This window comes from Flavobacterium sp. 1355, assembly GCF_017833415.1.
Classification (GTDB): Bacteria; Bacteroidota; Bacteroidia; order Flavobacteriales; family Flavobacteriaceae; genus Flavobacterium.
In genome coordinates this window covers 258161-271789 of sequence record NZ_JAFICC010000008.1, presented here as the reverse complement: position 1 = coordinate 271789, position 13629 = coordinate 258161, and the positions used below count along the sequence as shown (strand labels likewise).

The window sequence follows — 13629 nt, the reverse complement described above, 5'->3', positions numbered from 1 at the left end:
AAAAATTAAGATGAAAAAATTCTCAAAATATATATTACTTTTTGTTGCAGCTATTGCAGTAAGCAGCTGTGACGATTATCTGGACATTACGCCTATTGGGCGAGTTATCCCAGAAACATTAGATCAATATCGTGCAGTTTTAACACAAGGATATGTTACTTATCCGGAACACAAATCATTGACAGCAGTTCGTACAGACGAATTAACAATGAATGAGTTCAGTGATGAAATCAACGTTTACAGAGACATTTACCTTTGGAAAGATATTAATCCGGATCGTATTACCACTACTTTTCAATATCAGGATTTGTACACTGTAATTTTTTACACAAACGTTATCATTAATGAAGCGTCTCAAAAATTAGCAGAATCTCCGGAAAAAAGACAATTAGTTGGAGAAGCTTATGCTTTAAGAGCAATGGCATATTTTGATTTGATTAACCTTTTTGCAAAGCCTTACAATGTTGCAACTTCTGGTTCAGATAAAGGAGTTCCGTTGGCATTGGAAATCGATTTAGAGCAGGTTTTTGTTCCTCAAAGTGTTGAAGTAATTTACAATCAAATTATTTCTGATACAAATGAAGCTAAAAATTTAATCAATATTGATACTCAAACTAAAGGTATTAATTACCGTTTTTCTAAAGCTGCTTTATACACTTTAGAAAGCCGTGTTTACTTATATCAACAACAATGGCAAAAATCTTTAGATGCTGCCAATAAAGCTTTATCAATCAATAGCAACCTTGTTGACTTAAAAGCAACTTCTGTTTTTGCAACTAAATACGATTCAAAAGAATCTATTTTAGCTCTTGAAGACGGATATATTAATGGACTTAAAGGTGCTTCATACGCATCTCCTGATTTAATTGCAGCTTTCAGCAAAACAACTGATTTACGTTTTCCTCTTTACTTTTTAGCAAGTGGTAGCCGTTTCAGAATTCAAAAAGGTGGTAATGATGATCAGAAATGTACTTTCAGAACTTCTGAATTGTATTTAACAAAAGCTGAAACTTCATTAAAACTGAATAAACTTGCTGATGCTAAAACAACAGTTTTAGAATTCATAAAAAACAGATATACTGCAGCTGGATATACTCAGCTTGAAAGTGATATTAATGCGATGAATGCAGCAGATTTAACAAACTTCATTTTAGAAGAAAGACACCGTGAGTTTGCTGTTGAAGGGCAGCGTTGGTTTGATTTGAGAAGAACTTCTCAAAAACAAATCGTTCACACATTCGACGGTGATAATTACACTTTGATGCAAAATGATCCACGTTATACCATTGCTATACCGGCAAACGTGAGATTAAACAATCCCAATCTATAGTACCTATTGTTTTTTTTGGAAAGGGTCCAGTTGCAAAACTGGGCCCTTTTTTTGTTTATAATTTTAAAATTCGATAAAAAATATTTTTACTTTAATTAATTATTAAGCTTAACTAATATATTTGCAGAATTAAAATAAAGCTTCATCACATTGAAACTTTAGTAACTTTAGTCCAAAAAGAATGAAAATTGCCATTGTTGAAGATGAATATCTTGCTTCGAGTTATCTGAAATCTATTTTAGAACAGCAAAGCATCATATCAGTTTCTGAAATTACAGTTTTAAAATCGGTTAAAGAAGCTGTTGCTTTCTTCATAGAAAATACTGTAGACCTGGCTTTTATGGACATTCATCTCGGTGACGGAAAAAGTCTTGAAATTTTTGAAAAGACCTCTATCTCCTGCCCTGTTATTTTTGTTACAGCTTATGATTCTTATGCAATATCTGTTTTTAAACACTTTACAATAGACTATCTTCTAAAACCTTTTGAAGAACAGGAATTGTTTGATGCGCTTACAAAATTCAAAAACATAAAAGATAACTTTAATAGTGATACCACAATACAATCTCTTGTAGCGTTAGAAAATCCTGAAACCAACAAAATACAACGTCACTTTTTGGTTAATCATGGTTATAAACTTATTTCTATAAACGAAAATGATATTACTTATTTTGTAGCTTCAGGCAAGCATCTTTTTATTTATGTAAATTCAGGAAACAGTTACTTATACAATAATACACTTACCGATATTATTCACAATCTGGACCAGATACTCTTCTTTAAAGTAAACAGAAAATATATTGTGAGCCGGAGTATCATAAAAGAGGTAGTAAAACATTCAGCCCAAAAAATTGAACTAAAACTTACAGTACCTGCTGTAGAAACAGACCCAATTATTATTAGTAAAAAAGAGATAAATAACTTTAAAAACTGGCTCAATCAGTAAACCCTTTTATTTTTTATGCTGTTTGATAAATCCCTAAATTCAGTTTTATCTTCTAAAATTGAAATTTCAAATGCTAAAAAAATTCTTAAAAAAGTTAAATTAGCGTTATAGGAATCATAAAATTGCGTCTCATTACCAGTAAAATAGCTTTTCTCCAATTTGGATTTTTTATATTTGAGAATATAATCAAATGTAAAAGAATATGCCACAAATTAGATTTTATCCAAACGAAGAATTTAAAGAACTAGAAATAAACGCCTCATTGCAACTTAGATATGCCATTTCAAACAAAGGCCGATTAGTAAGTTTTACAGACGAAATAGAAAATGGCCGACTGTTAAAAGGAGGTTTGAGCGATGGTTACCCAACCTTTAGGTTTAAAATAAAAAAAGATGATAAAATTGTCAATAAATATCTGTTTTTATACAAATTAGTTGCCCAATATTTCATTCCAAAAACCTCAGAAGATCAAACATACGTACTTCATCTTGACTACAATAGAAGTAACGACGACGTCAATAATCTAAAGTGGGCTACAAAAGCCGAAATGATGGCACACAGCCGCAAAAGTCCGCGTGTGATTCAAGCAAAAAAGAATCTGGTAGAACACAACCTAAAAGCCGACGGAAGAAAACTTACCACTACAAAAGTCATGTTAATCAAGAAGATTCTTTCTAGACCGGAACAAAAAACCCGTCTTAAAATGATAGCAAAACAATTTGGTGTAAGCGAAATGCAAATCAGAAGAATTGCCAGCGGAGAAAACTGGGGACATGTAAAGGTTTAAACTGCCTTCTTAAAATGTTAAAGGTAAAATGTGAGATGTAGGATATTTAAACCAACATTTCACATTTTACCTTTTTACTTTTTACATCTTACCGTTTTTTAAAATAAATCCTTAAATTCGCAATCACAAATAACAATGCAATTGAAAATGAGTTTCGGGTTTTTATAAACATCATTTTCGGTAGTAAATACTAAAAGCAAAAAAAATGAAATACGACGTTATTGTTTTAGGAAGTGGTCCTGGCGGATATGTTACAGCAATTAGAGCTTCACAATTAGGTTTTAAAGTAGCTGTTGTTGAAAAAGAAAACTTAGGTGGTGTATGTTTAAACTGGGGATGTATCCCAACAAAAGCATTACTAAAATCTGCTCAGGTTTTTGATTATCTGAAACATGCTTCTGACTACGGATTAAAAGTTTCTGAATTTGATAAAGATTTTCCGGCAGTTGTACAACGCAGCCGTAATGTTGCAGAAGGAATGAGCAAAGGTGTTCAGTTCTTGATGAAAAAAAACAAAATTGACGTTATCGAAGGTTTTGGAAAACTTAAACCAGGAAAAAAACTTGACGTTACAGACAAAGACAATAAAGTTACCGAATATAGTGCAGATCATATTATTATTGCAACCGGAGCACGTTCACGTGAGTTACCAAACTTACCTCAGGATGGTGTAAAAGTAATTGGTTACCGTCAGGCAATGACATTACCAACACAACCAAAATCTATGATTATTGTTGGTTCCGGAGCAATTGGTGTTGAATTTGCACATTTCTACAACTCAATGGGAACTGATGTTACTATTGTAGAATTTATGCCAAATGTTGTACCGGTAGAAGATGAAGATATCTCAAAACAATTTGAAAAATCTTTGAAAAAAGCAGGTATCAAAGTTATGACTAATTCATCTGTTGAAAAATTAGACACTTCAGGAGCCGGAGTAAAAGCAACTGTAAAAACTGCTAAAGGAGAAGAAATTCTTGAGGCTGACATCGTACTTTCTGCAGTTGGTATTAAAACAAACATCGAAAATATCGGATTAGAAGAAGTTGGTATTGCTGTAGACCGTGATAAAATTTTGGTAAATGCTTACAACCAAACTAATATTCCTGGATATTATGCAATTGGAGACGTTACTCCTGGGCAGGCTTTAGCTCACGTAGCGTCAGCTGAAGGAATTAACTGTGTTGAAAAAATCAAAGGTTTACATGTAGACCCAATTGATTACGGAAACGTACCCGGATGTACTTATGCAACTCCTGAAATCGCTTCTGTTGGTTTAACAGAAAAACAAGCAAGAGAAAAAGGTTACGATTTAAAAATTGGTAAATTCCCATTCTCAGCTTCAGGAAAAGCAAAAGCTGCCGGTAATGCAGACGGATTTGTAAAAGTGATCTTCGATGCTAAATACGGAGAATGGTTAGGATGCCACATGATTGGTGCAGGAGTTACAGATATGATTGCAGAAGCAGTTGTAGCACGTAAACTTGAAACTACTGGTCATGAAATCTTAAAATCTATCCACCCTCACCCAACAATGAGCGAGGCTGTAATGGAGGCTGTTGCTGATGCTTACGGAGAAGTAATTCACTTGTAAGACATTAAATATATATTATTTTCAATTGAAATCCGATTTGTGAAAGCAAGTCGGATTTTTTTTATTAAATACTTTTTCTACACAAACATTAACTTTTTGATATTAGATTGAGGACACAATTTTAATAATAAAGTGGTATTTTTGCAGCTCCCAAAAACCAAATCTACTCATGAAAAAAATATTTTTCATTTTTGCCTTAGCCCTTTTTACGTCCAATAGTTTTGGACAAACAAAAACCGAGGCAAAAAATATCTTTGCCAACTCTTATGACAACGTAAATGACTTTGAAAATATCCTGAATCCAAATCAGGTAAAAGCTTTGAATGGAACTTTAAAGACATTTGAAACAAAAACAGGAAATAAAATTATTGTAGTCACCATATCTGCTACTCCTTCGTACAGAGACTTATCCAATTATTCTGAAGATCTGCACAGGTATTTACGTATTGGGCTCAAACTAGAACCCTCAATTTTATTTGTAATCAGTAAAGATTTAAGGCAAATACAAATTCTGGGAGATAATAAAATAAGTAATAAATTGACCAATCAGGAAATAGAAAATATTGTAAACACCTATGTAGTTCCTGAATTAAAAAAGGGCGATTATTATAAAGGTCTCGAAACAGGAAGTGCTCAGATTATAAAAAAGCTGGAATAGAAAGAATCCGATTTGTGAAAACAAGTCGGATTTTTGTTTTAAGATGGAAATCAAATTCTGAAAGTAAAAAATAATTTATTCAACTTTTCAGCATATAAATCATCATTTACTTTTTTAAAAAAACCAGCGTCTCTTCATACAATTGCTTTCGGCTGGTTTCTAAATGTGCCACATGCGTACCTGAATCAAGGATTACATATTTTGATTTTGCATTTTTAAGTGACGTAAACAATTCCCTTGCATCAGTATCATTAGGATATTTATCCCAGTTGCCTCTTATTACTAATGTTGGCGCTTTTATATTTTCGGGATTATAATAGGACTTATTGTGCAATAAATCTTCCACATCCTGATTGGGACCAGCAGGAAAACGAATATTTCCCGTATTCAGTTTTCTAAACAAAGGATCGCTTTCTTCCCAAAGTTTACCCCAATTTTCGAAAACTTCTTTTTCTAATTGACAAGACTTGTCTTTTGGCGTAAGCATTGCCATGGCATTAATTCTTTGTTTTGCAGTCATGTCAACAAAAGAATCCTTTATTTCTTCAGGCTTTGAATCTTCATTTTTGCCCGTGATTGTCGCAAACAAAACCAGCTTTTTTATTTTCTCAGGAAATTTTGATGCATAATATGCCGCTACACTTCCACCCCAGGAATGACCAATTAAATACACTTTGTTTTTGCCTGTTCTTTGCAGAATTAAATTTACAGCTCTGTCAACATCCAATGCCACTTCTTCTGCCCTTCCGATTATTCTGCCGCTTCGAGTATTATTCTCCATCTCAGGATATCGGTCTGAATTTCCGTAACCCAAAAAATCCAATGCAAAGACATTATATCCATGGTCTGATAAGTTGGTCATCCAGGATGAATTATCCATTTTAAAACCAAAAGAAAGCGCTGTCGGAAATGATGAACCATGAAGAAAAAGAACAGGATAATCATTTGTTTTTTGCCTTGCCTGCATATAATGTATTGCAACATTTAAATTGTCTATATGACTTTTGGTTTTTATAACTTCCATTTTATTTGTCTTAACTGTCGTAATTTTATTATTCTGTGAATTTGTCTGGTAGAATGCCAGGAAACAAACTGACATTATAATTTTATATTTTTTCATATCCCTGTAATTTTTGACAAAAATAAAAACTAACCATACCCAACACTTCAATCAGCACTTAAGTATAATTGTAAGCTTATTAATAATTTAGAATTAGGTAAAAACAAAATTCATTTATTGGCTCAAAAATTTCTATCTTGTAATTCATTTTAATTTTAAAAATACAAAGATGACATTAGAGGAATACAAGAAGAAATTTTCAGAAGATGACGCAGTTGGCTGGTTATCAATCGATACAGAACTTGAACGACTTTATCCAAATCAGGAACCTAAACATTTTGCTCCGGCAATAAGTTATATGCTTGGCGGAGAATATCCGCTTGACGGAGTGAGTATTTATGACAGTAAAAAACAAACAGAACACTTTCATTTTGTAACTTATGGTTTTTCTGAATTGTATTATAATGAAGAAAAAGTAAACGGAGAATTTAGTAAATGGGGATTTGAACTAACTTTTAGATTAAAACCTTTTGAAGAAGATGAAGGAAATCCTGGCTGGGCAGTTGCTCTTTTACAAAACATTGCCAAATATGTTTTTAGCAGCGGAAACTGGTTTGAAGAATTTCATTACATGCCGGCAAACGGCCCCATTCGACTTGATACCAAAACAGATATTACGGCTTTAATTTTTGTTGCTGATCCCGAAATCGAAAAAAAACAAACACCTCATGGAGAAGTTTCATTTTTACAGATAGTTGGCATAACATCTGCTGAATTTGAAGCTATTAAAGAAGGCCGGACATCGGTTGAAGAAATTGTAAATAAGTTAAAAGAAAATAATCCTTTATTAATCACAGATCTTCACAGGAAATAAACTTTGCACTTGTTTTTTATCAATCTGTAACAACTAAATTCAAAATAACATGAATCAGGATATTGAAGCATATAATAATTTGCAATCAGATACAGATAAAGAAATCTGCAATGCGCTTTACCATTTTATAAATGAAAACCTGCCAGACGCGGAAAGCAAAATCTGGCACGCGCACCCGGTTTGGTTTTTAGACGGAAATCCGATTGTGGGATACAGCAAACTAAAAAAGGATGTTCGATTGCTCTTTTGGAGCGGTCAGTCTTTTGATGAAGAAAAACTGGTGAACGAAGGATCATTTAAAGCAGCAGAAATGCATTATACAGCTATCGATCAGATTAATCAGGAAGATTTGAAACGATGGCTGGAAAAAGCAAAAAATATTCAGTGGGATTATAAAAATATCGTTAAACGAAAAGGAATTTTAATTCGACTAAAATGATTATGTAACTTTTTATAAAGTTGGCTACTAACTATTTACTATAACCAAAAAACAAATCCATGAAAAAAATTTCAAGACGTTCGTTTGTTAATAAATTCGGTGTCGGACTAGGAGCATCTGTTGTCATTACGACGCTTCCCTCCTTTTTAACAGCATCAGAAGATGAAAAAAAACCTTATACAGGAAAGAAAATGAACATTGCGCTCTGCGGCTTAGGAATCTATGCCGAATTGTTAGCCAAAGGAATTGAGGTTTCTGAATATTGCAATCTAGCCGGAATTGTTACAGGAACTCCCTCAAAGGCAGAAAAATGGAAAACCAAATATAATATTCAGGACAAAAATATCTACAACTATCAGAATTTTGACGAAATAAAAAACAATCCCGATATTGATCTTGTATATGTTGTTTTGCCAAACAGTTTACACAAAGAATTTACAATTCGTGCGGCAAAAGCAGGAAAACATGTTATCACAGAAAAACCAATGGCAATCTCTGCAAAAGACTGTGAGGAAATGATAAAAGCCTGCAATGACAACAATGTACAACTGGCAGTTGGATATCGTTTACATTATGAACCTTATCACTTAGAATTAAAAAGATTAGGACAAGAAAAAGTTTTCGGAAAAGTACGTTTTATTGAAGCTTCACTCGGTTATAAAACTTATGATACTCTAACCAAACCCGTAGTCGATAAAAATGACCGTAACGAATGGCGATTAAATAAAAAATTATCCGGTGGTGGCCCCTTAATGGATTTAGGAATTTATTGCATTCAGTTAAGCCGTTATGTTTTGGGAGAAGAACCAATTGCAGTTACTGCACAATTTGGTCATGTAAATGATAAAAACAGATTTTCTGAAACGGAAGAAAGCATATCATGGCAAATGGAGTTTCCGAGTGGAGCAAACGCCAATTGCAATACTTCATGCGGCTATAATATAGATCGGTTTTATGCAACGGCAGATGAGGGTTCTTTTGAATTAAGCCCTGCATTGAGTTATGGTCCTTATACAGGTAAAACATCCGAAAAGGAATTGAAATTTCCGGCAATAAATCAGCAAAAAACGCAAATGGACGAAATTTGCAAAGTATTATTGGAAAACAAAAAACTGCCAAATCACATAACCGGAGAAGAAGGATTAAAAGACATAAAGGTTATCAATGCTATATACAAAGCAGCAGAAACAGGAAAGAAAGTTTTTATATAGAAATTTAGTCCTGAAATAATAAAAAGATTATTCTAATTATAAGCAACCTTTCATCGTGTATGTTATCTGTAAAAAGAATACTAACCTATTAATCTGACTCCATCTCATGAAAAATTTTGCTTATATAATACTATTCGTTTTGTTTTCCTGTAGTGCCAAAATCGAACCTTCTTCAGAAAATTCATTAAACGGAAAATGGAACTGGGTAAGTTCTACTGGCGGATTTATAGGAAAAAAAATTACGCCGGAATCGGAAAACAAAACGATAACTCTTGAAATTTCTTCTTCTGTGATTAAAAGATATGAAAACGAAAATTTAATTTCTAAAAAAGCTTATTCAATACAGACACAAAATTCTATTTACGGCAATGATCGAAAAATGATTGTAATTGAAGATATGCCAAGTCAGTCTTTTGAAATAAAAGGCAATACTTTGTATTTAAATGATGAATGCCATGACTGCTATCAGTCTGAATATGTTCGTATTAAATAAAGCCAGATTATGAAAGCAATATGCATAATTGAATTTCCGTCTAATCTGGGTTTAAAAGAACTTCATCCGGGAAAAGAACCCGGAGTAAAACATTTGCCCGATTGGCTTAGAAAACACAATCTGTATACTGCCCTTAATCCTGAAACTGTCTTAAGGCTTGATGCTCCAGCATACAGCAATCAGAAAGACGTTGAAACTGGAATTCTCAACATCAGTTCCTTAATTGATTATGCGATACACCAGTCTCAATTAATTACTAAAGTATTGCAAGAGGACAAATTCCCTTTTATAGTTGGCGGAGACTGCAGCATCCTTTTGGGATCGGCAATTGCCTTGAAACAAAAAGGAAATTACGGTTTATTTTACCTGGACGGTCATACCGATTTTATGGATGTTTCTTTGTCTGAAACAGGCGGCGTTGGCGGAATGGCAGCATCAATTGTAACCGGAAACGGACACAGGAAACTAACCAATATTTTAAATCTAGCCCCCTACATCAAAGAAGAAAACCTTTGGTGCGTGGGCAATCGTGAATACGATGACGAATATGAAAATGAAATCCGTCAGTCAAAAGCAACTTATATCAGTCTGGAAATTTTAAGAAAAAAAAGAATTAAAGAATGTGCCGTATCTTTTCTGTCTGAAATTGAAAGTAAAAACCTTGATGGCTTCTGGCTTCATATTGATGTTGATGTTCTGAATGATTTGGTAATGCCCTGCGTTGACAGCCGAACTCCGGATGGGTTAACTTACGATGAATTTAATGAGCTGACTTTTATCTTATTCAAAAGTAACAAACTTGCCGGGCTAGAAATAACAATTCTCGATCCTGATTTAGACAAAACGGGAGAATACACCACTGCTTTTGTAGATAATATAACCTCTGCTTTTAATAAGGCAAATAATTAAGTCCTGGATTTTTGTTATTTTCGTTAAACAAAGAAAAAAATCCACAACCTTTCCATTAAAAACTGCCATGAATATTCTAATAGTTTACAGTCACCCAAATGAAAAATCTTATACTTTTCAGATCTTAAAGCAGTTAAAATCTTTAATTTTAAAACAAAACTGGAATCTTGAAATTTCTGATTTATATGCAATGAATTTTCAAAGTGATATGTCTGCAATTGAATATGAAAGAGAAGGATTTGCCAAAAGAGAACTTCCGATTTCTGAAGATGTTCTGACAGAACATGAGAAAATTGAAAACGCCAATTGCATTATCTTTTTATATCCTGTGTGGTGGAGTGATTGTCCGGCCAAACTAAAAGGCTGGTTTGACAGGGTTTATTCTGTAGGATATGCCTATGGACAAACTGATGAGTATAAAAAAATGAAAACCATACCGCATGGAATTGTAATCTGTACAGCCGGGCATCCAAACGAGTTTCTAAAAGAAATAGGAATTGCACAAAGCATGCAAAACATTATGCTCGATGACAGGCTCGGAAAACGATTCGAAAATAAAGAAATGCTTATTCTGGGAGGCACTTTGGAATTAGAAAAAGTGATGGAAAACCATATGCAGGAAATTGAAAATGTTGTAGAGAGAATTAAAAAGAATTTCTAAATAAATCGAAACGCATATTATAATTACAGCATTTACGGCCGTTTTGTCATTTCGACGAAGGAGAAATCACGCGCGTAACCCCCAATGCTGGAATGTTGGATGTGATTTCTCCTTCGTCGAAATGACAAAAAAAAATCTAAAATCTAAAATCTAATTATCTGTCCGAATCCACCCTTAAAATTGTCTCTTACGAGCCCTAACATATTGACTTTTAGATTGTAAATTTGTTATCTAACTTTCTAAAATCATATACAATGAGCACACAGGATTTTACCACAACACTTATAGTCAATCAATCTCCATCTGAAGTTTTTAATGCTGTGACCAATGTTCGCGGTTGGTGGTCTGAAGAAATAGAAGGAAATACAGCAAAACAAAATGATGAATTCAATTATCATTATGAAGATATACATCGCTGTAAAGTTAAGTTGACTGAAGTGATTCCGAACCAGAAGGTTGTCTGGCTGGTAGAAGATAATTATTTTAAATTTACAGAAGACGAAAAAGAATGGACAGGTACAAAACCAACTTTTGAAATCTCTGAAAAAGACGGCAAAACAGCACTTAAATTTACACATTTTGGCTTGGTTCCGGATTACGAATGTTTTGAAATCTGTAAAGATTCCTGGACCAATTACATCCAGAACAGCCTCAAAAAACTAATTACAACCGGAAAAGGGCAGCCAAACGGAAAAGACAAACCTCAGACAGAAAACGAAAAAAAATTATCTGCAAAATAATTTCTAAAACCTGTTTTCTTTTTTTAGGCTAAGACAATAGTAGATTTGGCTACAACTATTGATTTGATGTTGCACAACTTTGTATCATCAAAAAAATAGACAAATGAAAATTACAATTACGGGTTCTTTAGGGAACATAAGCAAGCCATTAGCTCAGGAGTTAGTGCAAAAAGGACATGAGATTACTATAATTTCGAGTAATCGCGAAAACCAAAAAGCAATCGAAGAATTAGGTGCAAAAGCGGCTATAGGTTCTGTAGAAGATATTGGGTTTTTAACCCAGACCTTTGCAGGCTCAGACGCTGTGTATTGCATGATTCCGAGGGCGAATTATTTTGACGCTAATCTGGATTTGGATGCTTTTACGCGCAACATCGGAAATAGTTATGGCGAAGCGATTGCAAAATCGGGTGTAAAAAAAGTGGTGTTTTTAAGCAGCATTGGGGCACATTTAGAAAAAAATTCGGGCATCATTCAGCGTTATAATGAAATCGAAGCTGTCCTGAATACACTTTCAGATGTATCGATCACTTTTATGCGTCCAACTTCTTTCTTTTACAATGTATTGGCATACATCCCGATGATCAAAAGCATTGACGCTATAGCGGTTAATTATGGGGCTGACAAAATAATTCCGTGGGTTTCACCTTTGGACATTGCTTCTGCCATTACCGAAGAAATCACAACTCCGGCTAACGGAAGAAAAATTCGTTATGTGACGAGTGAAGAGCTTACAGGACATGAAACAGCAAAAATTTTGGGAACCGCTATCGGAAAACCTGATTTAAAATGGGTCTTAACCAGCGATGAAGAATCTTTAAACGGTTTGATACAAGCAGGAATGCAGCCAAAAATTGCAACGGGTTTAATCGAAATGTACGCCGGACTTTACAATGGCTTACTGGCCGAAGATTACAATCGCAATAAACCGGCTGTTTTTGGAAAAACAAAAATGGCAGATTATGCAAAAGAATTTGCAGCAATTTATAATCAGAAATAAGTATCTTGTGCTATGTCAAATTCTCAGCCGCACCGAATAAAAAGTATCAGCCAATTCACGAGTTTCGGGACTTACCAAAACCCGAACATCCGCTTGTAAGTGTTTATAATTTTAAGGACATCAAATACTTAAACGAGAATGAGCCACAAAGCCTCATTCTCGATTTTTATTCAATTGCGCTCAAGAGAAATGCAAATGCCAAAATGCGATACGGCCAGCAGGAGTATGATTTTAAGGAAGGCGTCTTATTGTTTATTTCGCCCGGGCAGGTTTTTTCTATTGAAGGAAATGCCGAATTACAGCACACAGGCTGGTCATTATTGATTCATCCTGATTTTTTGTGGAATACTCCTCTGGCGCAGAAAATAAAACAATATGAATATTTTGGATACTCGGTTCATGAAGCATTACATCTTTCTGATAAGGAAGAAAAAATGATTATTGATATCATAACAAATATTCAGAAGGAATATCAGTCTAATATTGACAAATTCAGTCAGGATGTTATAATTGCCCAAATAGAACTGCTACTAACCTACTCTGAACGTTTTTATAACCGACAGTTTATAACACGAAAAATTAGCAGCCACGAAATTTTATCACGCTTAGAAAAACTGCTGGAAGATTATTTCAGCAGTGATTCTTTAGCAAAAAAAGGTTTACCAACCGTCTTATACATTGCCAAAACTTTAAATCTTTCTCCAAATTATTTAACTGGATTACTCAAATCACTTACGGGACAGAGTACCCAGCAGCATATACACAATAAACTGATTGAAAAAGCAAAAGAAAAACTCTCCACAACCAATTTGTCCATCAGTGAAATCGCTTTTGAGCTGGGCTTTGAGCATCATCAGTCTTTTAGTAAATTATTCAAAACAAAAACCAGTATTTCGCCCTTAGAATTCAGACAATCTTTTAATTAAA

The 13629-nt window shown here is 33.9% G+C and carries 14 protein-coding genes and 1 pseudogene; 14 read left to right on the top strand and 1 reads right to left on the bottom strand.

Features of this window, described 5'->3' with window-relative positions; genetic code table 11:
• The first annotated feature begins 10 nt into the window (after window positions 1-10).
• The 5 genes from JOD96_RS12400 to JOD96_RS12380 all read left to right on the top strand — a co-directional run bounded on the left by JOD96_RS12400 (window position 11) and on the right by JOD96_RS12380 (window position 5315).
• Window positions 11-1330 carry a RagB/SusD family nutrient uptake outer membrane protein gene (locus tag JOD96_RS12400; protein WP_209564585.1) on the top strand — a complete coding sequence of 440 codons (1320 nt, stop codon included), beginning with the start codon at window positions 11-13 and terminating at the stop codon, window positions 1328-1330.
• A 181-nt stretch (window positions 1331-1511) separates the two neighbouring features.
• Window positions 1512-2276, top strand: coding sequence for a LytR/AlgR family response regulator transcription factor (locus JOD96_RS12395; RefSeq protein ID WP_209564584.1), 765 nt, complete (start codon window positions 1512-1514; stop codon window positions 2274-2276).
• A 202-nt stretch (window positions 2277-2478) separates the two neighbouring features.
• Window positions 2479-3063 carry an NUMOD4 domain-containing protein gene (locus JOD96_RS12390; protein ID WP_209564583.1) on the top strand — a complete coding sequence of 195 codons (585 nt, stop codon included), beginning with the start codon at window positions 2479-2481 and terminating at the stop codon, window positions 3061-3063.
• Window positions 3064-3268: 205 nt separating this feature from the next.
• Window positions 3269-4657 (top strand): dihydrolipoyl dehydrogenase, encoded by a 1389-nt coding sequence (lpdA, locus tag JOD96_RS12385; protein ID WP_209564582.1) that lies wholly within the window; start codon window positions 3269-3271, stop codon window positions 4655-4657.
• 169 nt (window positions 4658-4826) lie between these two features.
• Window positions 4827-5315: a TPM domain-containing protein gene (locus JOD96_RS12380; protein WP_209564581.1), complete on the top strand. Its 489-nt coding sequence runs from the start codon at window positions 4827-4829 to the stop codon at window positions 5313-5315.
• A 106-nt stretch (window positions 5316-5421) separates the two neighbouring features.
• Here the strand turns inward: JOD96_RS12380 and JOD96_RS12375 are convergent, their stop codons facing one another.
• Complete coding sequence (locus tag JOD96_RS12375; RefSeq protein ID WP_209564580.1) at window positions 5422-6435, bottom strand: alpha/beta hydrolase; 1014 nt, start codon at window positions 6433-6435, stop codon at window positions 5422-5424.
• A gap of 169 nt (window positions 6436-6604) precedes the next feature.
• Here JOD96_RS12375 and JOD96_RS12370 point away from each other — a divergent pair, with 169 nt between their 5' ends.
• The 9 genes and pseudogenes from JOD96_RS12370 to JOD96_RS12330 all read left to right on the top strand — a co-directional run bounded on the left by JOD96_RS12370 (window position 6605) and on the right by JOD96_RS12330 (window position 13628).
• A complete protein-coding gene (locus JOD96_RS12370; protein ID WP_209564579.1) occupies window positions 6605-7249 on the top strand; it encodes a suppressor of fused domain protein in 645 nt (214 codons plus the stop codon).
• Window positions 7250-7298: 49 nt separating this feature from the next.
• The gene (locus JOD96_RS12365; protein ID WP_209564578.1) at window positions 7299-7688 is read left to right on the top strand and encodes a DUF1801 domain-containing protein; all 390 of its coding nucleotides are present in this window, start codon (window positions 7299-7301) and stop codon (window positions 7686-7688) included.
• Window positions 7689-7747: 59 nt separating this feature from the next.
• The gene (locus JOD96_RS12360; RefSeq protein WP_209564577.1) at window positions 7748-8899 is read left to right on the top strand and encodes a Gfo/Idh/MocA family protein; all 1152 of its coding nucleotides are present in this window, start codon (window positions 7748-7750) and stop codon (window positions 8897-8899) included.
• Window positions 8900-9005: 106 nt separating this feature from the next.
• Window positions 9006-9392 (top strand): hypothetical protein, encoded by a 387-nt coding sequence (locus tag JOD96_RS12355; RefSeq protein WP_209564576.1) that lies wholly within the window; start codon window positions 9006-9008, stop codon window positions 9390-9392.
• A 9-nt stretch (window positions 9393-9401) separates the two neighbouring features.
• Window positions 9402-10301 (top strand): arginase family protein, encoded by a 900-nt coding sequence (locus JOD96_RS12350; RefSeq protein WP_209564575.1) that lies wholly within the window; start codon window positions 9402-9404, stop codon window positions 10299-10301.
• Window positions 10302-10368: 67 nt separating this feature from the next.
• Window positions 10369-10962 (top strand): NAD(P)H-dependent oxidoreductase, encoded by a 594-nt coding sequence (locus JOD96_RS12345; RefSeq protein ID WP_209564574.1) that lies wholly within the window; start codon window positions 10369-10371, stop codon window positions 10960-10962.
• 254 nt (window positions 10963-11216) lie between these two features.
• Window positions 11217-11702, top strand: coding sequence for an SRPBCC family protein (locus JOD96_RS12340; protein WP_209564573.1), 486 nt, complete (start codon window positions 11217-11219; stop codon window positions 11700-11702).
• 103 nt (window positions 11703-11805) lie between these two features.
• Complete coding sequence (locus JOD96_RS12335; protein WP_209564572.1) at window positions 11806-12702, top strand: SDR family oxidoreductase; 897 nt, start codon at window positions 11806-11808, stop codon at window positions 12700-12702.
• Between the two features lie 12 nt (window positions 12703-12714).
• A pseudogene (locus tag JOD96_RS12330) lies at window positions 12715-13628 on the top strand (helix-turn-helix domain-containing protein).
• Window position 13629 lies beyond the last annotated feature (1 nt).